The organism is Pseudomonas guariconensis (assembly GCF_900102675.1).
In the GTDB taxonomy this organism is placed as follows: Bacteria; Pseudomonadota; Gammaproteobacteria; order Pseudomonadales; family Pseudomonadaceae; genus Aquipseudomonas; species Aquipseudomonas guariconensis.
Genome location: NZ_FMYX01000009.1, coordinates 35,205 through 54,051 on the forward strand (window position 1 = coordinate 35,205; position 18,847 = coordinate 54,051).

Below are 18,847 nucleotides of genomic sequence, written 5' to 3' on the forward strand. Positions count from 1 at the left end.
ATCCCGTCGAACCGCCTTGTGGGCCGTATAGACACGAGACGCCCCCAGGGGTAAGGAGGAGCGCGTCTCGAAGGCCCTTGCCAGGGCCTCTGATTAGCGGGAGCGAGGCCATCATGCCCTTGGAAAAAAGTACCTGTCAAATGTTTTGTAGTGGTTTTTTTCGCTTACTACATCTTTGGTCTAATGAGACTCTTCGGTCAGTTTCAAGGCCTTTGGTCGAGGCCTTGAATTGCCTGGGATCAGTCAAGAAGGTCGACTTTGACGCGTAATGTCATGTTTTCACCCCGTTGGGTGCTGTAGGTGTAGCTTGAGGCGCTACGTTCGGCTTGGCTCTGCTGATTGAACCCGGCCAGGGTGATCCACTCGCCGAGCTTGCCGGTGACGGTCGTGTCGGTGCTTTGAACTTTTACTACATCCTGACGTTCAAGGCTCATTCGGTCATTATTGGTGCTTATTTGCAGACGAACCGTATCGCCGCTCAGGCTCGGCGTGACATAGAAACCCTGGGTGACATTGCGGTATTCAGTGTCGCTTTGAATGCGTCCGTAGCCGTCGGTGCTGGTACTGGTGATGGGAATGCTCTGACCGATCTGGATCAACGCCGGCTGGCCTTCGCTGGCCTGGATCTGCTGCATCCCGCCCTCACGGTTGCTCGTGCCGTAATGGATGATGCGGGCGTTGCCACGGTTGTCCTGGAAGTTGCTGTCGTCGTTGTCGACGCTGATCAACAGGCGCTTGGGCGCAGTGTCGAGCTGTTGCAACAGTGCGCGCAGGTCATCGATGCGCTCGGGGCTGGCATTGACGATCAGCTTGTTCTCGAAGGTGCTGACCGTGCCGTCCTTGCCCAGGAATGACTGAGCGGTAGGCAGCATTTCGGCGCTGGTGCGATGTTGCAGTGGCAGCACCTCGGTGGCCGCCTGGGCGGTGAGGCTGATGGCCAACAGAAAAGACGTGATGAAGGGGCGTAGCGGCATGTCCATGATCTCCGCAGGTGGAATGATCATGATGGCAAATTTGTCGCGCCTCTGCTGGGTCTGGATCACAGGCTGGGCAGCTCATGTTGCTTGCGGGCTTGCGAAGGCCCCGCAGCAGGCTGCCTGAACCTTTGACAGGGCCTGGCAGTCGCAGCACAAGAAGCCCAAAGGACTGCCCTGATGCTGCGTTTGCTCGTCTTGTTGATTTGTCTGCCCTTGAGCGCGGCCGTGGCCGCACAGCAACCCTTGCGCATCCAGCAACTGCAACGTTGTGGCGATCTGCTGGGCGAAGGCCCGCAGCGATGGTGTCTGCGGGTCCAGGGGCTGGAGCAAGGCAAGCCTGCGGTGTGGCTCGGTGACCAGCCGTTGTCCGAAACGCATGTGGTGCGTCAGGGCGACACGCTCACATTGACCCTCGATCCGCCCCGCCAGCGCAGCGCCCCGTTGTGGCTCGAAGCCCGCGGCCAGAGGAGCAATCCGGTTTGGCTCACGCGCCAGCGCAGCCATGTGCTGGCCGCAGGGCCCGACGAAGTGGCGAAGAACATGGATGGCCTGACCACCTACCTGAACTTGGTCAGTGTATTGATCGAGGAACATCACGACGGTCTGCGTCAAGCGCAGCGCATCGCCGACAAATATGGCGCCCAGGTCGTCGGCGCGATTGCTCCGCTCAACGTCTATCAGTTGCGCTTGCCAGTCCATGACCTGGTGCAGCGGGACGCGATGATCCTGCGTATCGGCAGCGAAACCAGTGTGGATGCAGTGATCGTCGAGGAGTCCGCGCCCGAACGCGGCGAGGAAGGCGCTGTGCAAGTCGCCAAGCCGCCCATCGATCAGGCCCAGGAATGGGCTGCCAATCGCTTCATGGATGCCTTGTATTATTACCAGCGCCGTATCCCGGCCTCAAAGGTGCCCGTAAAGCCATTGCGGATCGGCGTGATCGAGCGGGCGGTGGACTTCGATGCTCCGGCATTCATGGCCTACCGCGGCGCTTGCGGTGCGGGCGAAACCTGTGTGTACGCCCGGGATGGCGACCAGGCGCAAAGCCATGGCACGCAGGTCACCGGGATTCTCGCCGGACGAGGCGGCGAGGGCGCGCCAGGCGGCTTTCTCACTGGGCTGGGCAAGGCCGCCCCGGGCTTCGAAGTGATCGTCGAGCGCAATGCCGATGCTGGAATCACTGCCAACATCGCCGCCTCGGTGAATCTGGTCGAGGATGGCGTGAGGGTGCTGAACTGGAGCTGGGGTATCCACCGCGTCGGGGCCAGGGACGTACGGGGCGATGAGGTGGACTCGCTGGTACGCTCAGGGCTCGCCATGAGCGGTTATGAAGAACTGCTAGAGGAATTCTTCCTGTGGTTGCGCAAGGCACATCCGGATGTGGTAGTGGTCAATTCGGCAGGCAACGGTGCTTCCTGGTCTGGAAGGGATGAATATCGCCTGCCGTCGTCATTCATCACCGATCAGTTGCTGGTGGTCGGCGGCCACCAACGCAGCGACCAAGCCGTTGCGCTCGAAAGCCCGACCCACGTGACCAAGCGGCGCAGCTCCAATGTCGACATGCGTGTGGATATCAGTGCTGCTGCCTGCATCCGTCCTGCGCCGCAAGGCAGGGTCCATTGCGGTACCTCCTATGCGACCCCGCTGGTCACTGCCACAGTGGCTGCCATGCTGTCGATCAACCCACAGCTGACCCCCGACCAGGTGCGCATGCTGCTGCGCCGCAGTGCGCTGACCTTGGGCCCGCAGCAGGATTTCGAAGCCATGGACGCCGAAGACCTGACCGCGCCAATCCTGCCTTCCGAACGCAATGGCCAGTTGCAGCATCCGGATTTGGGGCGTTCGGCGCGTCTGGACATGCTGCGGGCACTGGACCTGGCGGTACAGAGTCGCGAGCGCGTGCGCTGAGCTGCCGATCGGTGGTCGCTATCGGACAAATCTCGTAACATCGCGCCCCTCGATTTTTCATCCCGGTCGCTTCTGCATCCGGACACGACACAGGAACCCCATGAAACCCGCCCGACTTCGCGCCGACGTGCTCGCTGGCCTGACCACGTCTTTCGCCCTGGTGCCTGAATGTATTGCCTTCGCCCTGGTGGCACACCTCAACCCCCTCATGGGCCTGTACGGTGCTTTCATCATCTGTACCCTGACCGCGCTGTTCGGTGGGCGCCCCGGGATGATCTCCGGTGCCGCAGGCTCCATGGCGGTGGTGATCGTCGCCCTGGTGGTGCAGCACGGTGCCCAGTATCTATTGGCTACGGTGCTACTCGGTGGGGGTGTGATGATCCTGTTTGGCGTACTGCGCCTGGGCAAACTGGTGCGCCTGGTGCCGTATCCGGTGATGCTCGGGTTCGTCAATGGCCTGGCGATCGTCATTGCCCTGGCCCAGTTGGAGCACTTCAAGGACGGCGAGCACTGGCTCAGCGGCTCACCGCTGTACCTGATGGTCGGCCTGGTGGCGCTGACCATGCTGGTGGTCTACGTGCTGCCGCGCCTGACCCGCGCCGTGCCTCCGGCGCTGGTCGCGATTCTTGGTGTCGGTCTGCTGGTCTATCTGCTTGGTTTGCCGACCCGCACGTTGGGCGACATGGCGCACATCGCCGGCGGTCTGCCACGACTGGCCCTGCCAGAGGTGCCGTGGAACCTTGAGACGTTGAAGATCATCGCGCCCTACGCCGTGTTGATGGCAATGGTCGGCCTGCTGGAAACCCTGTTGACCTTGAACCTCACCGATGAGATCACCGAAAGCCGTGGCTACCCCGATCGCGAATGCGTGGCGCTCGGGGCGGCCAACATGGTCTCGGGGCTATGTGGCGGCATGGGTGGCTGCGCGATGATCGGCCAGACCGTGATCAACCTCAGCTCCAATGGCCGCGGCCGGCTGTCGGGCGTGGTGGCGGGCGGGATGATCCTGCTGTTCGTGTTGTTCCTCTCGCCGCTGATCGAGCGTATCCCGCTGGCGGCGTTGGTTGGCGTGATGTTCGTGGTCGCCCAGCAGACCTTCGCCTGGGCATCGCTTCGAGTGTTGCGCAAGGTGCCGGTCAGCGACGTGCTGGCAATCATCGCAGTGACGGTGGTGACGGTATTGACTGACCTTGCGACTGCCGTGCTGTTCGGCATCGTCATCGCCGCGATCAACTTTGCCTGGCAGCACGCCCGCGAACTCTATGCCGACAGCCATCTGGACGAGGCGGGCGGCAAGGTCTATCAAGTGCACGGCACGCTGTTCTTCGCCTCGACCACGCCGTTTCTCGATCAGTTCGACCCGGCGCAGGATCCAGCCAGCGTTACCCTGGACTGTAAGCACCTGAGCTTTGTCGACTACTCGGCGATCGCGGCGTTGAAGACCCTGCGCGAACGCTATGCCAAGGCTGGCAAGCACCTGCGCGTGGTGCACCTGTCGGAGCGCTGCAAGAAGCTGCTCAAGCGGGCAGGGGAGCAGCATTGAGCAGGGCTTTTGCCCGCATCGGCCCCTTCGCGGGTGAGCCCGCGAAGGTGTCTGGCCACTTGCCGCTACAGCGGATTACTCCCCTTTGCTCTTCTTGACGATGCTGTCGGCGATGCTTGCCGGCGCCTCTGCATACTTGGTGAATTCCATCGAGTAGCTGGCCCGGCCCTGGGTCATCGAACGCATGTCGGTGGAATAGCCAAACATCTCGCCCAATGGCACTTCGGCACGGATCACCTTGCCGGCGGGGCTGTCCTCCGAGCCTTGGATCATGCCGCGCCGACGGCTCAGATCGCCCATGATGTCGCCCAGGTATTCCTCGGGCGTGACCACCTCGACCTTCATCACCGGCTCCAGCAGCACGGCACCGCCTTTCTGGGCCAGTTGCTTGGTGGCCATGGACGCGGCAATCTTGTAGGCCATCTCGTTGGAGTCCACGTCGTGGTACGAGCCGTCGTACACCGCGGCCTTGAGGCTGATCAGCGGGTAACCGGCCAGCACGCCATTTTGCATCTGCTCCTCGATGCCTTTCTGGATGGCGGGAATGTACTCGCGTGGCACCACGCCGCCGACGATCTCGTTGATGAATTCAAGGCCTTCCTTGCCATCGTCGCCCGGTGCAAAACGGATCCAGCAATGGCCATACTGGCCGCGTCCACCGGACTGGCGGATGAAGCGCCCCTCGATTTCGCAGGTGTTGCGGATCTTCTCGCGATAGGCCACCTGCGGCTTGCCGATATTGGCCTCGACGTTGAACTCGCGGCGCATGCGATCGACGATGATGTCCAGGTGCAGCTCACCCATGCCTGAGATGATCGTCTGGCCGGTCTCCTCGTCGGTCTTGACCCGGAACGAGGGGTCCTCCTGGGCCAGCTTGCCCAAGGCAATGCCCATTTTTTCCTGGTCGGCTTTGGTCTTGGGCTCAACGGCCACGGAAATCACCGGGTCGGGGAAATCCATGCGCTCGAGGATGATCGGCTTGTTCATGTCGCACAGGGTGTCGCCGGTGGTGACATCCTTCATGCCGATCAGTGCGGCGATGTCGCCGGCGCAGACATTCTTGATCTCGGCGCGCTGGTTGGCGTGCATCTGCACCATGCGTCCGACCCGTTCCTTCTTGCCCTTGACCGAGTTGAGCACGGCGTCGCCGGAACTGAGCACGCCAGAGTAGACGCGCGCGAACGTCAAGGTGCCCACGAACGGATCGGTGGCGATCTTGAAGGCCAAGGCCGAGAACGGTTCGTTGTCGTCGGCGTGGCGCTCCAGGTGCTTTTCCTCGTCATCTGGGTCGACGCCCTTGATCGAGGGAATCTCGCTGGGGGCGGGCAGGTAGTCGATCACGGCATCGAGCATCAGAGGCACGCCTTTGTTCTTGAAGGACGAGCCGAGGATGGTCGGCACGATCTCGTTGGCCAAGGTGCGTTGGCGCAGCCCGGCCTTGATCTCGTCAACGCTCAGCGCTTCACCCTCGAGAAACTTCATCGTCAGCTCGTCATTGGCTTCGGCGGCGGCTTCGACCATGTGCGCGCGCCATTCATCGGCCAGCGCGCGCAGCTCAGCGGGAATCTCCTCTTCGCGATAGCTGGTGCCCTGGTCGGCGTCGTTCCAGTAGATGGCTTTCATCTTCACCAGGTCGATCTGCCCGGCGAAGTGCTCCTCGCTGCCGATGGCCAGCTGGATCGGTACCGGGTGGTGGCCCAGGCGCTGGTGGATCTGCTTGACCACCCGCAGGAAATCCGCGCCCTGGCGGTCCATCTTGTTGATGTAGGCCAGGCGCGGCACATGGTACTTGTTGGCCTGGCGCCAGACTGTCTCGGACTGCGGCTCGACGCCGTCGGCGCCGCTGAACACCACCACCGCGCCGTCGAGCACGCGCAGCGAGCGCTCCACCTCGATGGTGAAATCGACGTGGCCGGGGGTGTCGATGATGTTGAACCGGTACTTGTCGGCAAACTGCTTGGTCGAGCCTTGCCAGAACGCCGTGGTCGCCGCCGAGGTGATGGTGATGCCGCGCTCCTGCTCCTGGGCCATCCAGTCCATGGTGGCGGCGCCGTCATGAACTTCGCCCATTTTATGGTTGACCCCGGTGTAGAACAGGATGCGTTCGGTGGTGGTGGTCTTGCCGGCGTCGACGTGGGCGACGATGCCGATGTTGCGGTACAGCTCGATGGGAGTCGTGCGGGCCATGGTCATTCACCTGTGGGTGAGCGGGTTCTCCCAAGGTAGCAGACGATGGCGCTGCTGATGGGGCCCAGGCCAAGTATCCGACGGTTGCCAAGGGGGGCTGATGTGCCGCCTAATCCAGGCCCTGCCTAATGATCTGCCTGGAGTCGCCCATGGCCCTCGAAGTTCCGCTGCAGACCTGGTGCCAGCAGCACCCGTTGATCGCCGACCTGGTGCGCCACGCCCCGGTCACTTGGTTCAATCCTGGCGTCGCACCGAGTGCCCAGGCGTTGGGCGATGTACCGCTGGGGGCAGGCGATATCGCCGAGGCCAGCGCACGGTTGACGCGTTTTGCACCGTTCATCGCCTCGGCCTTCCCGCAGACCCAAGCCGCCGGTGGGTTGATCGAATCGCCACTGTTGCCTTTGCCCGGCCTGCAGGCTGCCTTGTGCGATGAGCTCGACATCGCGCCGCTCGGCACGCTGTGGCTCAAGGCAGACAACCTGCTGCCAATCTCAGGCTCGATCAAGGCCCGTGGCGGTATCTATGAAGTGCTCAAGCACGCCGAGGGTCTGGCCTTGGTCGGCGGCCTGCTCAAGCCTGGAGATGATTACGCAACGCTCGACAGCGAGGCGGCACGGGTCTTCTTCAGCCAGTACAGCATCGCCGTCGGCTCGACCGGCAACCTGGGGTTGTCCATCGGCGTCATGGGGGCGCGCCTGGGGTTGCGCACGACGGTCCACATGTCCGCCGATGCCCGTCAATGGAAGAAGGATCGCTTGCGGGCCTGTGGTGTCGAGGTGCGCGAATACGACGCCGATTACGGCGTCGCGGTCGAGCAGGGGCGGCGCGAAGCCGATGCCGATCCCCAATGTCACTTCGTCGATGACGAAAATTCCACCGACCTGTTCCTGGGCTATGCCGTGGCGGCCGAACGCTTGCGCGGGCAGTTGCAGGCGGCGGGCATCGTCGTCGATGCCGAGCATCCGCTGTTCGTCTATTTGCCCTGTGGCGTGGGCGGTGGTCCAGGGGGCGTGGCCTTTGGCTTGAAGCAGGCGTTCGGCGATGCGGTGCACTGCCTGTTCGCCGAGCCCAGCCACTCGCCGTGCATGCTGTTGGGGGTGTACACCGGTTTGCATGAGCAGGTGTCGGTCTATGACTTTGGTCTGGACAACCATACCGCCGCCGACGGGCTCGCGGTCGGCAGGCCTTCAGGGTTTGTCGGGCGTGCCATGCAGCGCCTGATCGACGGTTACTACACCGTCAGCGATGCCGAATTGTTCCGCTTGCTGGCGCTGGTGGAGAAGCTAGAAGGGCTGGCATTGGAGCCTTCGGCGCTGGCGGGCGTGCCGGGCATGGGCCGGGTGTTGCAGGAAAACCAAGGCTATCGTCAGCGTCTGGGCCTGGATGAGCGGCGCATGGCCAATGCCACCCACCTAGTCTGGGCGACGGGCGGCAGCATGGTGCCGCGTGAGGAGATGGACGCTTACCTGGAAAAAGGCCGTGCCATCGTGCATGGCCGCCAGGGGCGCTAAGCCCGGCGGCCAAGCGCCCGGGTCAGTCGGCCAGGGCTTGCAAGTGCCACTGGCCGTCGGTTTCGCGGGCCAGGCCGCTGGCTGGCAGCAGGGCCAGCAGACGCTCGTGCAGGGCGGTTTCGGTGAACGTCTTGACGGTGGCCAGGTCCAGCGCGCCGGTCAGTGGTAGATCGTTCTTGGTGTAGGACAGCCAGGCCTTCTTCAGCACCAGCAGGACATCGCTCCCCGCGGTGTTGGCGAAGCGCCGGTGCATGGTACGGCCTTCGAGTGCGAAGGTGTGCTGGTGGCTGTAGTCACTTTCGTCGCCGCCCCGTTCCAGGCAGCGGTGGCAGCGGCAGGCGCCTTCGCCGAAGGCATTGCGCAGGTAGGCGTTGAAGTCCACGACGGGCTTGAGACTCAGGCGTTTGTCGACTTCGAACAGGTCGGCGATCAGGGGTTCTTCGGCGCTCACTCGGGATCCTCGTGTGGTGGGGCGTGCATCGGCGGGCACCCTAACAGATTTCGGGGCTGCGGTCTCGGGACGGGCGGATGCCTGTGAACGAGCGGTTTGCCCGGGCAAATGCGCGCGCGGTACTCGCGCGCGCGCATCGCCTGCCGTAACCTACGCACCCTTGGCGCCCGATGCGCCGTCCCTTTCTTATGAGGCAACCCGATTGAGTAAGTACCCCTACATCGCCACCGTGACCGTCAGCGCCGAAGACCGTGGGGGTGATGCCGAAGCCATGGAAAACCCCAACATGCGCGTGGGCCTGGAAGCGGTCACCGAAACGCTGAAGAAGGTGCACTTCGTCGGCACCCTGGCCGCACCGGAAAAGTCTGCCACGCACATCTGCGTGACGCTGGAGAACGGCCTGACCTACTACGGCCCGATCGTCAATGGCCACGCCGAACTCGAAGGCGGCTGGATCGCCTTCGAGTCCGACATGCTCACCCCGGAAGAGTTGGGCCTCTAACGCGTCAGCCCAGCGCGGCGAGGCACTGTTCGAGGATATCCAGGCCTTCTTCGAGGACCTGCGGCTCGATCGTCAGCGGTGCCAGCAGGCGAATGATGTGCCGCGCCTTGCCGCTTGGCATCAACAGCAGGCCTTTGGCGCGGGCCGACTCGAGTACCTTGGCCAGTTGGGCTGGCGCGGGGCTGCCGTCGGCGTTGACCAGCTCCAGCCCGCGCATCGCTCCGGCGCCGGTCAGGCGACCTAGCGCCGACGTCAGCCCGGTGGCCTTCCAGCGCTGGTAGCGGCCCACGATGGCCTGCTCCTGGCGCTCTCCCCAGGTCGCGAGATTCTCGTCGGTCATCTGCTCCAGGCTGGCCAAAGCTGCCGCGCACGCGATCGGGTTGCCCGAATAGGTGCCACCCAGGCCGCCCTTGGGCAGCGAGTCCATGACTGTCTTGCGGCCGACCACCGCGCCCAGTGGCATGCCACCGGCGATGCTCTTGGCCAACAGCAACAGGTCAGGCTCGATGCCCAGGCGAGGGAAGGCGAAGCGCTGACCGGTGCGGCCGAAGCCAGACTGGATCTCGTCGATGATGATCAGGATGCCGTGCTCATCGCAGAAGCGGCGCAGTGCCTGGGCAAAGGTCGGGTCCAGCGCCAGGAAGCCGCCTTCGCCTTGCACGGGCTCGAAGATGAACGCTGCGACGTCTTCCACCGCCAGTTCCACGCTGAACAGCCTGTCCATGGCTTTGAGCGCCTGCTCACAGGTGACGCCGGTGTCGGCGCTGGGGTAGGGCAGGTGGTACACCGGCCCGGGCAATTCACCCACGCGTTGCTTGTACGGCGCGACCTTGCCGTTGAGGTTGAGGGTGGCCAGGGTGCGACCATGGAAACCACCGTCGAAGGCGACGATGGCGCGCTTGCCGGTGGCGCCACGGGCCACTTTCAGCGCGTTCTCCGCAGCCTCGGCGCCGCTGTTGGTGAGCATCCCCGCCAGGGGGTAGCTCACCGGCACGAAGTGCTGCAAACGCTCCATCAGCGCCAGGTAAGGACCATGGGGGGCGGCATTGAACGCATAGTGGGTCAGGCGTGTGGCCTGGGTCTGGATGGCCTGGACCACGGCTGGGTTGCAATGGCCCAGGTTCAGAACGCCGATACCGCCGACAAAGTCGATGTAACGTGTGCCGTCGGTGTCCCAGACTTCGGCATTGCGGCCATGGGAAAGTGTAATCGGATGAACAATTGCAATGGACTGACTGATACTTTCCTGATTCATGTGCACGCAAACCTTGGTTTGATTTTCTTATTATCCAAGCGCGGCGAAGTGTCGTTTCGCAAACGAATTATTCGATTGCGGTCATTCCAAAAATTCTTGCTTTTCCAGGGCTAGCCTCCTGCGCGCCAGCGCGGTCTGTCACCAGCGGCCACGACAAACTTCAGTCCCCCTGTGCCACCCGCTCCAGGATCCATTGCACGAACGCCCGCACCTTCGGTACCTCCGCCGCATGCTCGGCATGGGCGATGAAGTGCTTGCCATTGCTGGGTACCGGGTGGTCCCAGGCCACCACCAGCTTGCCTTCGGCCAGCTCTTCGGCGACCAGGTATCGCGGGATCAGGGCGATGCCGCAACCTGCGATGGCGGCGCGGATGCATAGGTAGAACGTGTCGAAACGTGGGCCGTGATAGCTGTTTTCGCTATGCAACCCAAGGCCCAGGAACCACTCATGCCAAGCCTCGGGCCGCGAAGCGCATTGCAACAGGCGATGCTGGGTCAATGCTTCGGCGCTGTCGAAGCGGTGTTGGGCCCGTAGCGATGGCGCACACACCGGCACCACTGCCTCGCTGAACAGTTCGATGCACGTCGCGCCAGGCCAGGTGCCCTGGCCGAAGAAAAAGGCGATGTCCGCCTTGGACTGGACCAGGTCGAAAGGTTCCAGCTCGTTGCGGATGTCCAGGTGGATACGTGGGTGACGATCGCCGAAACCCTTGAGCCTGGGCACCAGCCAGCGGGCTCCGAACGTCGGCTGGGTGGCGATGCGCAGCACCTCGGTTTCATCGCCGTAGCTCAGGATGTAGCGGCTGGAGATGTCGATTTGGGTGAGGATCTTGTTCACTTCGGTCAGGTACAGCGCGCCGGCCGGTGTCAGCTGCAGGCGCCTGCGGATGCGCTGGAACAGCGGGTGCGCCAGCATGTCCTCCAGTTGCGCCACTTGCTTGCTCACGGCGCTCTGGGTCAGGTGCAGTTCCTGCGCCGCCCGCGTGAAGCTCAGATGACGAGCGGCCGCTTCGAAGCACTGCAGGGCGGTGGAAGAAGGCATCAGTCGTTTTGACATGAGCGGTGAGTACCCCGTGAATTTGGAAGGATTTCATTCCGCAACGGAATCATGTGCTTCGAAAAGGTCGTTTGTTGACCTCGTCTTATTAGATTAATACTGACCTGTATCAACGATGACAACCCGCTGTTGAAACAGGAGAAGAACAATGACTGTCGACGCGTTCGAACGTCTCGGCGCGGCTGAAATGTTATTTGCCATCGGCAAATGCCAGCGTCCGACTGCACGGCATCGATAAGGGCCTGCGCCTGATCGGACCGAAAACAACAAGAACACGAAAGCAACGATTTTGCCTTCTGCTCCCTTTTCAGCCGCCGCTGGCGGCGGCCGACCCATTCGAGGGTTCCCCATGGCATCGCCACACCCAAAAAAACAACGCTCGCTGCAACATGGCCTGACCTCGCGTCAGGTCTCCATGATTTCCATCGCCGGCATCATCGGAGCCGGCCTTTTCATCGGTTCTTCCAACGCCATCGCCACCGCGGGCCCGGCGATCCTGATTTCCTACGCCATGACTGGCCTGCTGGTCTTGCTGGTGATGCGCATGTTGGGCGAAATGGCGATTGCCAACCCCAACAGTGGTTCATTCTCCACCTATGCCGCCGAGGCCATCGGACCCTGGGCGGGTTTCACCATCGGTTGGCTGTACTGGTGGTTCTGGGTGCTGATCATCCCGGTCGAAGCGATTGCCGGCGCGGATATCCTCCATGCGTACTTCCCCGGCGTGCCGTCCTGGTTGCTCGCGTTCCTGATCATGGTCGTGCTGTCGGCCACCAACCTGATCAGCGTGAAGAACTTCGGTGAATTCGAGTACTGGTTCGCGCTGGTCAAGGTGATCGCCATTCTTGCGTTCATCGGCATCTGCAGCATGGCCGTGTTCGGCGTCTGGCCGCTGGCGGAAGTCTCCGGTGTCAGCCATCTGTGGGCCAGCGGCGGCTTCATGCCCAACGGCTTTGGCACGGTGCTCGGCGGCGTGTTGATTACGATTTTCTCGTTCTTCGGCGCCGAGATCGTCACCATTGCGGCCGACGAGACCGCCAACCCGAAAGACAAGATTCGCCGCGCTACCAACCTGGTGGTGTATCGCATCGCCATCTTCTACCTGGCCTCGATCTTCCTGGTGGTGTCGCTGGTGGCCTGGAACGACCCTGGCCTTAAAGCAGTGGGGTCCTTCCAGCGCGTACTCGAGGTGCTGAACGTGCCGGGTGCCAAGTTGATGGTTGACCTGGTGGTGCTGGTGGCGGTCACCAGTTGCATGAATTCCGGTCTCTATACCGCCTCACGCATGCTCTATTCGCTGGGTGCACGGGGCGAGGCGCCACGGATGATCAAGCGTATCTCCGGCAATGGCGTGCCGACCGTGGCAGTCGTGCTGTCGACCCTGGCAGGTTTCGCCGGTTGCTTCGTCAACTATGTGTTGCCTGGCAAGGTGTTCGGCTTCCTGTTGTCGACCACCGGCGCCATCGCCTTGCTGGTGTACTTGGTGATTGCCGTGTCGCAGTTGCGCATGCGGGCGCGTGCCGAGCGCGAAGGCATGGAGCTTGCGCTGAAGATGTGGTTGTTCCCTTGGCTGACCTGGCTGGTGATCGGGCTGATCGTCATGGTGCTTGGCTACATGCTGTTCAGCGATGCCTATCGCTACGAGACGCTGATGACGGCGGGGGTGACCTGCTTCATCCTGCTGATTGCCCTGACCCGCAGGCGTGGTATCTCGGTGCTGGCCCCGGCAACGGATCGGTAGCGCAAAACGAGGCTGCCAGCGCAGCCTCGTCGTTGGCGGGGGAAGGGTGGAGCGCTACCATCGGTGGCGTCTTCTCCGCATACCAACAAGCACAGGACGCGTATGAACGAACACGTACTTTCCCAGCAGGAGCTGGCGGCCCCTGAGGGTACCTGCTACGGCTGTGGCTGCTCGCACCCCAGCGGACTGCACATCAAGAGTCATTGGGATGACGATGGTATTCACCTGATCTGTCGCCACTCGCCCGACAGCAGCTTCATCGGCTGGCCGGGGCTGGTCTATGGTGGCTTCCTGGCCATGCTGGTGGATTGCCATTCCAACTGGACGGCCATGGCCTATCACTACCGGGCCGAAGGACGCGAAGCGGGGAGCCTGCCGCGAATCGATTGTGTCACCGGCACCCTCAGCCTGACGTACCTCAAACCCACGCCGATGGGCGTGGAGCTGGTGCTCAAAGCACGTGTAGAAGGTGAAGTCGGGCGCAAGACCCGGGTCATCTGCGAAGTCTGGGCAGGCGATGTACTGACCGTGACGGCTGACTCGGTATTCGTGCGCGTGGATACCGAGAAGCTCAAGCTCAAGGCCCATGGTTTGTCTTGAGTGCTGCTATCGGCAGACGGTCCTGAGCCGTCTGCCGAGTGGTTAATGCCCCAATTCGTTGAAAAACCTTACGGGCTTGTCAGGTGAGTCCTATGCGGCTCGTCCAGGGTTACGAATAGGCTGGTCTGGTTTTCGCAACCGACGGTCTTGGATGTTCGTTTAATCCCACATAAAGCTCCCACTCTCGCCTTTGCGACGCAGGCGAGGTTCTGCTGAGCATCCGAGACTTTTCCTACCCCCCTGATGCAAACGCGTGCGTGATCGCGGCGGGAGCTCCGTGCCCATGCGCCTTGCACCGAGGAGTTGTTTTCATGCGTGCCAGATCCATCCGCAATCTCATGCCTCTGGGCGGCCTGTTATTGGCCCTGGGCGGCTGCGCCAGTGTTGTCGTGCCGACAGAACAGATCGAGCTGACCCGTAACGCGGTCAATCGTGCCGTGGCTGCCGATGCGACCCAGTATGCGCCCGTCGAAATGCGTGCGGCCCAAGACAAACTCAATGCCATGGAGCGGGCCATGGGCCAGCAGGACATGGCTCAAGTCCGCACCCTCGCCGAACAAGCCGAGGCCGATGCCAGCTTCGCCGAGCGCAAGGCCCAGGCGAGCAAGGCACAGGCACAACTCAGTGCCGCCCGCGAAGGCATCGAAGTGCTCAAGCGGGAAATGCTCGAAGCACCCGACACACTGCCTGCCGTGACCGCCGAATAAGGAGCTGACCATGTCGAAATCGTATCTGTTGCCTTGTGTCTCGGTACTCGCACTGGCGTTGGCCGGTTGTAGCGCGACGCCAGAAAACCCAAGCTTGCTGGAGGCCCGCGAGGCGTATTCGGTCCTGCAAAGCAAGCCTGACGCCAGCCGCCTTGCCGCCCTGGAGACCCAGGAAGCCTACCGTGCCCTTGGCAAGGCGGAGCTGGCCTCGCTCAAGGACCGCAAGGACATGCAGGTCGAGCAGCTCGCCTACCTGGCCAACCGCAAGATCGAGACGGCCGAGCAGACCATCGTGCTGCGTCAGGCCGAGGCCGGTCTTCAGCGTATCGAGGCCCAGCGTACCGAGGCGCGCCTTCAGGTGCGTACCGCCCAGCTCAAGGCGTTGCAATCGCTCAAGTCCCAGCAAACCGAGCGTGGCACCGTCGTGACGTTCGGCGATGTGCTGTTCGACACCGGGCGAGCGCAACTGCGTCCGAGCAGCGACCGCGATATCCAGAAGCTGGCCGCATTCCTCAACGACAACCCTGAACGCAAGGTGCTGGTAGAAGGCTTCACCGATGCCACTGGCAGCGATGCATTCAATCAGAAGCTGTCCGAACAGCGCGCCGCTTCCGTGGCGATGGCGCTGCGCCGTCAGGGCGTGGAGCCTGGCCGCATCACCACTGGCGGTTATGGTAAGGAATACCCGGTTGCCTCCAATGCCGATGCGCATTCCCGGCAGCTCAATCGTCGTGTGGAAGTGATCATTTCCAAGGGTGCAGAGCGCGTTCCGACGCGCTACTGATGTGACGGATGGCGCATCCACGGGCGCGCCATCGGAAACACTGCACGGTCTTTGTGGGAGCGGGTTCACCCGCGAATGCGGTAGTGGATTCACCAACGTATTCGCGGCTAAACCCACTCCCACGCATGGCGGCGAAATCCCCAGTAACAACCGATGGCCAAACCACCGGGTTACCCCTACAGTGGTCATTTCCTCGTTTTCAGGAAGTGCCCATGACCGATCTCAGCGCTTTTCCCATCACCCGCAAATGGCCGGCGCGTCATCCCGAGCGCCTGCAGTTGTATTCCTTGGCCACGCCCAACGGCGTCAAGGTCTCGATCATGCTGGAGGAGATCGGCCTGCCTTATGAAGTGCACAAGGTCAGTTTCGACAACGATGACCAGATGAGCCCTGAGTTCATCTCCTTGAGCGCCAACAACAAGATTCCTGCCATCCTCGACCCCAACGGGCCGAACGGTCAGCCATTGCCGCTGTTCGAGTCCGGCGCGATCCTGCAGTACCTGGCTGAGAAGACCGGCCAATTGCTCAGCCAGGACCCGGCCACCCGTTACCAGACCCTGCAATGGCTGATGTTCCAGATGGGCGGGATCGGGCCGATGTTCGGCCAGGTTGGGTTCTTCCATTTCTTCGCGGGCAAGGAGTACGAGGACAAGCGCCCGCGGGACCGCTACGTCAATGAATCCCGGCGTCTGCTGGGCGTGCTCGACCGGCATCTGTCCGGACGCGAATGGATGGTTGATGACTACAGCATCGCCGACATCGCCATCTTCCCCTGGGTGCGCAACCTGGTGGAGCGCTACAACGCACGGGAGCTGGTGCGGTTCGATGAGTTCAAGCAGGTGCAGCGAGTGCTGGAGGCCTTCCTGGCCCGGCCTGCCGTGCAGCGGGGCCTGAAGATTCCGGGCTGAGTCTGCAGGTGTTCAGGGTCGCGACGCGGCCCTGAACCTTCAGAATACCTGGCACAGCAGCCAGTACAGGCATCCGGCCAGCAACATTGCTGCCGGCAAGGTCAACACCCAGGCCATCAACAGATTGAACAGCGTCCGGCGCTGGACGCCTGAGCCGTTCGCCACCATGGTCCCCGCGACACCGGATGAGAGCACGTGGGTGGTCGACACCGGTAGACCGAACAGGTCCGCCGCGCCAATGGTGCACATGGCCACCACTTCTGCCGAGGCGCCCTGGGCATAGCTCAGGTGGGTCTTGCCGATCTTTTCCCCCACCGTGACCACGATGCGTCGCCAGCCCACCATCGTGCCCAGGCCCAATGCAATGGCGACCACCACCTTGACCCACAGCGGGATATAGCGGGTGGCATCGTCCAGTTGCTGTTTGAACACCGTTATCTGGCGGTGGGTATCGGCGTCGAAGCGTGCCAACTGTTGCTTGTCGATGAGGCGGATGGTTTCGCTCGCCAGATACATGTCGTTGCGTATGTTGGCCATGGCTTCGGCTGGCACTCGGTTGAGCGAGCCATAGCCTTTGACCTGTTCGCCGATCATCCCGCTGAGTGCGGCCAAGGCGGGGACCAGCTGGGGGCTCGCCTTGGGCTCGGCAATGAAGGCGACCAGCGCCTGACGGGGGTCGCCCGGTGCTGCTTGAGGCGCACTGCGCACCAGCGCTTGACGGGTGCTTTGGGCGATGACAGAGAACTGCTGTGCCTGCTCGGTGGGCATGGTCTTGTTCAGCGCGTAGGCCATTGGCAAGGTGCCCACCAGAATCAGCATGATCAGCCCCATGCCTTTCTGGCCATCATTGGACCCATGGGCGAACGACACGCCGGTGCAGGTCAGGATCAACACGCTGCGGATCCACCAGGGGGGAGGTGTCTGCCCTTGCGGTGCCTGGTATAGCTCGCGACGCTTGATCAGCAGGCGCATTGCCAGCAACAGCAAGGCGGCGCAGGCGAAGCCGATCAGCGGCGAAAACAGCAGGGCATAGCCCACCTTGCCGGCTTGGGCCCAGTCCACCCCGCTGGTGCCTGCGCGGCCATGCATCAGGGCGTTGGCCACGCCGACGCCGATGATGGAGCCGATCAAGGTGTGTGAGGACGAGGCTGGCAGACCCAGCCACCAGGTGCCCAGGTTCCAGATGATTGCCGCCAGCAGCAAGGCGAACACCATGGCAAAGCCGGCCGTTGAGCCGACCTGCAGAATCAACTCCACCGGCAGCAGCGCAATGATGGCGAAGGCCACGGCACCGCTGGACAGCAGCACCCCAAGGAAATTGCACAGGCCAGACCATACCACCGCCACCGACGCAGGCAACGAATGGGTGTAGATCACCGTGGCGACCGCATTGGCCGTGTCATGAAAGCCGTTGACGAACTCGAAGCCCAGGGCGATCAGCAGCGCCAGGCCCAGCAGCAGGAAGGGAGTGAAGGTAGTAACGACGGTGCCGCTGGCGCTGACATCCTGTTTCAGGCTCCAGGCGGTGTAAGCCACAGCGGCCAGCAGCAGGCCGATGAACAGCGTGAGGGTGCCGCGGCCGGGTCTGTGCGACAACGGCGGGCGGACGTCGCAGTGGGCCAGGTCGGTCTGGTTGGCCAGTGACGAGGTTGCCATGGAGGGCTCCGGGTGGCGTCGGGCAAAGATGCCAGGCGGGCAAAGCATAGAAGGCAATTCAGAGTCTGCACGTGACCTTGGTCAATGAAGGCCCTAGGCTGATGGGAAAGCCTGGCGTAGGAGAACGTCGTGATCCGTTGCAAACGTGTCTACGATCCAATGGAGGCCGAGGACGGTCAGCGGGTGCTGGTCGATCGCCTGTGGCCACGCAACAAACGCAAGGACGACCTTCACGGCCGATGGTTGCGAGAGGTCGCACCCTCCGATGAGTTGCGTAAGGCGTTTCATCATGGCGAGGTTGATTTCGCCGGTTTCACCCAGCGCTACCAGCAGGAGCTCGCGGCCCATCCCGAGCATTGGTACCCCCTGCTGGATCTGGCGGCCAAGGGCAACTTGACCTTGCTCTATGCCGGCAAGGACACCAAGCACAATAACGCCGTGGTGCTGGCCGGGTGGCTGGAGGATGAACTGGAGCGCCGTGGACCGGGTAGTTCACCGGTGTGCTATGCCCCGTAGATTGACTGGAAGACCACTCCACATGCCGTTCGAACTGACCCCCGCCACCGACGCCTACCGCACCTTCGCCCGCGATCTGACCCGGCGCGCCATGCTGCCTTACTACCGGGAGTTCGACCTGCTGTGGATCGAGGAAGCCTTCGACGAAGCCTGGGGTTGGCGCGAACAGTGGCTGGTGACGCAGGAGGGGCAAGTGCTGGGTTTTTGCAGCCTCAGCCAGGATCGTCAGGCCCTGTTCATCCGCGAGTTGCACCTGCTGCCGGAGCACAGGGGGCGTGGTGTCGGCGCTTGGGTATTGGAGACCCTGGCCCAGTGGGCAGGGCAACGGGGGCTGCCCTTGCTCAGATTGATGGTGTTCAAGAGCAATCCTGCGCGTCAGCTCTATCGGCGACATGGTTTCGTCGAGATGGGCGAGGACGACTGTTTCGTGCGTATGCAACGCGGGGTCGCGCCGAAAAGCTGACTGTCGAGACGGATCGTGACCAATGGCGCAATGATGGCTTGCCAGGATTGGATCCCACTTGGCATAGTGCCATCCGGGGTGATG

General features: G+C 62.6%; 17 protein-coding genes. 11 read left to right on the forward strand and 6 right to left on the reverse strand.

Annotation, left to right across the window (positions count from 1 at the left end):
- Window positions 1-239 precede the first annotated feature (239 nt).
- Window positions 240-1,004 (reverse strand): secretin N-terminal domain-containing protein, encoded by a 765-nt coding sequence (locus BLS27_RS15750; protein ID WP_180962721.1) that lies wholly within the window; start codon window positions 1,002-1,004, stop codon window positions 240-242.
- A 150-nt stretch (window positions 1,005-1,154) separates the two neighbouring features.
- On the opposite strand from BLS27_RS15750, the gene BLS27_RS15755 reads away from it, so the two are divergent.
- Window positions 1,155-2,882 carry a S8/S53 family peptidase gene (locus tag BLS27_RS15755; RefSeq protein WP_090345554.1) on the forward strand — a complete coding sequence of 576 codons (1,728 nt, stop codon included), beginning with the start codon at window positions 1,155-1,157 and terminating at the stop codon, window positions 2,880-2,882.
- 100 nt (window positions 2,883-2,982) lie between these two features.
- Window positions 2,983-4,425 (forward strand): SulP family inorganic anion transporter, encoded by a 1,443-nt coding sequence (locus tag BLS27_RS15760; RefSeq protein WP_043209167.1) that lies wholly within the window; start codon window positions 2,983-2,985, stop codon window positions 4,423-4,425.
- A gap of 75 nt (window positions 4,426-4,500) precedes the next feature.
- Here BLS27_RS15760 and fusA read toward each other — a convergent pair whose 3' ends face one another.
- Window positions 4,501-6,612, reverse strand: a complete 2,112-nt coding sequence (gene fusA, locus BLS27_RS15765; protein ID WP_090345557.1) for an elongation factor G — start codon at window positions 6,610-6,612, stop codon at window positions 4,501-4,503.
- A gap of 149 nt (window positions 6,613-6,761) precedes the next feature.
- Between fusA and dsdA the strand changes: the two genes are divergently transcribed.
- Window positions 6,762-8,123: a D-serine ammonia-lyase gene (dsdA, locus tag BLS27_RS15770; RefSeq protein WP_090345560.1), complete on the forward strand. Its 1,362-nt coding sequence runs from the start codon at window positions 6,762-6,764 to the stop codon at window positions 8,121-8,123.
- A gap of 22 nt (window positions 8,124-8,145) precedes the next feature.
- On the opposite strand, the gene BLS27_RS15775 is transcribed toward dsdA, so the two are convergent.
- The gene (locus tag BLS27_RS15775) at window positions 8,146-8,574 is read right to left on the reverse strand and encodes a hypothetical protein (RefSeq protein ID WP_090345563.1); all 429 of its coding nucleotides are present in this window, start codon (window positions 8,572-8,574) and stop codon (window positions 8,146-8,148) included.
- A 202-nt stretch (window positions 8,575-8,776) separates the two neighbouring features.
- Here BLS27_RS15775 and BLS27_RS15780 point away from each other — a divergent pair, with 202 nt between their 5' ends.
- Complete coding sequence (locus BLS27_RS15780) at window positions 8,777-9,076, forward strand: hypothetical protein (RefSeq protein WP_043209175.1); 300 nt, start codon at window positions 8,777-8,779, stop codon at window positions 9,074-9,076.
- A gap of 4 nt (window positions 9,077-9,080) precedes the next feature.
- Here the strand turns inward: BLS27_RS15780 and BLS27_RS15785 are convergent, their stop codons facing one another.
- Both BLS27_RS15785 and gcvA read right to left on the reverse strand, forming a co-directional pair.
- Window positions 9,081-10,331 carry a 2-aminoadipate transaminase gene (locus BLS27_RS15785; RefSeq protein ID WP_090345566.1) on the reverse strand — a complete coding sequence of 417 codons (1,251 nt, stop codon included), beginning with the start codon at window positions 10,329-10,331 and terminating at the stop codon, window positions 9,081-9,083.
- 160 nt (window positions 10,332-10,491) lie between these two features.
- Complete coding sequence (gene gcvA / locus BLS27_RS15790) at window positions 10,492-11,388, reverse strand: transcriptional regulator GcvA (protein ID WP_043209178.1); 897 nt, start codon at window positions 11,386-11,388, stop codon at window positions 10,492-10,494.
- Between the two features lie 349 nt (window positions 11,389-11,737).
- Here gcvA and BLS27_RS15795 point away from each other — a divergent pair, with 349 nt between their 5' ends.
- The 5 genes from BLS27_RS15795 (at window position 11,738) to BLS27_RS15815 (ending at window position 16,128) form a co-directional block, all read left to right on the forward strand.
- Window positions 11,738-13,129 carry an amino acid permease gene (locus BLS27_RS15795; RefSeq protein WP_090345568.1) on the forward strand — a complete coding sequence of 464 codons (1,392 nt, stop codon included), beginning with the start codon at window positions 11,738-11,740 and terminating at the stop codon, window positions 13,127-13,129.
- A gap of 102 nt (window positions 13,130-13,231) precedes the next feature.
- Window positions 13,232-13,729: a PaaI family thioesterase gene (locus BLS27_RS15800; protein WP_090345571.1), complete on the forward strand. Its 498-nt coding sequence runs from the start codon at window positions 13,232-13,234 to the stop codon at window positions 13,727-13,729.
- A 311-nt stretch (window positions 13,730-14,040) separates the two neighbouring features.
- Window positions 14,041-14,436 (forward strand): DUF4398 domain-containing protein, encoded by a 396-nt coding sequence (locus BLS27_RS15805; RefSeq protein WP_070571846.1) that lies wholly within the window; start codon window positions 14,041-14,043, stop codon window positions 14,434-14,436.
- Between the two features lie 10 nt (window positions 14,437-14,446).
- Window positions 14,447-15,220 (forward strand): OmpA family protein, encoded by a 774-nt coding sequence (locus BLS27_RS15810; protein ID WP_043209186.1) that lies wholly within the window; start codon window positions 14,447-14,449, stop codon window positions 15,218-15,220.
- A gap of 212 nt (window positions 15,221-15,432) precedes the next feature.
- Window positions 15,433-16,128, forward strand: a complete 696-nt coding sequence (locus BLS27_RS15815) for a glutathione S-transferase N-terminal domain-containing protein (protein ID WP_043209187.1) — start codon at window positions 15,433-15,435, stop codon at window positions 16,126-16,128.
- 39 nt (window positions 16,129-16,167) lie between these two features.
- Here BLS27_RS15815 and BLS27_RS15820 read toward each other — a convergent pair whose 3' ends face one another.
- Window positions 16,168-17,784 (reverse strand): inorganic phosphate transporter, encoded by a 1,617-nt coding sequence (locus BLS27_RS15820; RefSeq protein ID WP_043209190.1) that lies wholly within the window; start codon window positions 17,782-17,784, stop codon window positions 16,168-16,170.
- Window positions 17,785-17,913: 129 nt separating this feature from the next.
- Here BLS27_RS15820 and BLS27_RS15825 point away from each other — a divergent pair, with 129 nt between their 5' ends.
- Together BLS27_RS15825 and BLS27_RS15830 are read left to right on the forward strand one after the other, a co-directional pair.
- Window positions 17,914-18,300 carry a DUF488 domain-containing protein gene (locus tag BLS27_RS15825; protein WP_043209192.1) on the forward strand — a complete coding sequence of 129 codons (387 nt, stop codon included), beginning with the start codon at window positions 17,914-17,916 and terminating at the stop codon, window positions 18,298-18,300.
- 22 nt (window positions 18,301-18,322) lie between these two features.
- Window positions 18,323-18,763, forward strand: a complete 441-nt coding sequence (locus tag BLS27_RS15830; RefSeq protein ID WP_043209194.1) for a GNAT family N-acetyltransferase — start codon at window positions 18,323-18,325, stop codon at window positions 18,761-18,763.
- Window positions 18,764-18,847 lie beyond the last annotated feature (84 nt).

Coding starts and splice junctions, on each gene's coding strand:
- BLS27_RS15815 (WP_043209187.1), top strand. CDS start 15,433: ATGACCGATCTCAGCGCTTTTCCCATCACCCGCAAATGGCCGGCGCGT.
- BLS27_RS15800 (WP_090345571.1), top strand. CDS start 13,232: ATGAACGAACACGTACTTTCCCAGCAGGAGCTGGCGGCCCCTGAGGGT.
- BLS27_RS15805 (WP_070571846.1), top strand. CDS start 14,041: ATGCGTGCCAGATCCATCCGCAATCTCATGCCTCTGGGCGGCCTGTTA.
- BLS27_RS15755 (WP_090345554.1), top strand. CDS start 1,155: ATGCTGCGTTTGCTCGTCTTGTTGATTTGTCTGCCCTTGAGCGCGGCC.
- BLS27_RS15795 (WP_090345568.1), top strand. CDS start 11,738: ATGGCATCGCCACACCCAAAAAAACAACGCTCGCTGCAACATGGCCTG.
- dsdA (WP_090345560.1), top strand. CDS start 6,762: ATGGCCCTCGAAGTTCCGCTGCAGACCTGGTGCCAGCAGCACCCGTTG.
- fusA (WP_090345557.1), bottom strand. CDS start 6,612: ATGGCCCGCACGACTCCCATCGAGCTGTACCGCAACATCGGCATCGTC.
- BLS27_RS15785 (WP_090345566.1), bottom strand. CDS start 10,331: ATGAATCAGGAAAGTATCAGTCAGTCCATTGCAATTGTTCATCCGATT.
- BLS27_RS15810 (WP_043209186.1), top strand. CDS start 14,447: ATGTCGAAATCGTATCTGTTGCCTTGTGTCTCGGTACTCGCACTGGCG.
- BLS27_RS15750 (WP_180962721.1), bottom strand. CDS start 1,004: ATGATCATTCCACCTGCGGAGATCATGGACATGCCGCTACGCCCCTTC.
- BLS27_RS15760 (WP_043209167.1), top strand. CDS start 2,983: ATGAAACCCGCCCGACTTCGCGCCGACGTGCTCGCTGGCCTGACCACG.
- BLS27_RS15830 (WP_043209194.1), top strand. CDS start 18,323: ATGCCGTTCGAACTGACCCCCGCCACCGACGCCTACCGCACCTTCGCC.
- gcvA (WP_043209178.1), bottom strand. CDS start 11,388: ATGTCAAAACGACTGATGCCTTCTTCCACCGCCCTGCAGTGCTTCGAA.
- BLS27_RS15820 (WP_043209190.1), bottom strand. CDS start 17,784: ATGGCAACCTCGTCACTGGCCAACCAGACCGACCTGGCCCACTGCGAC.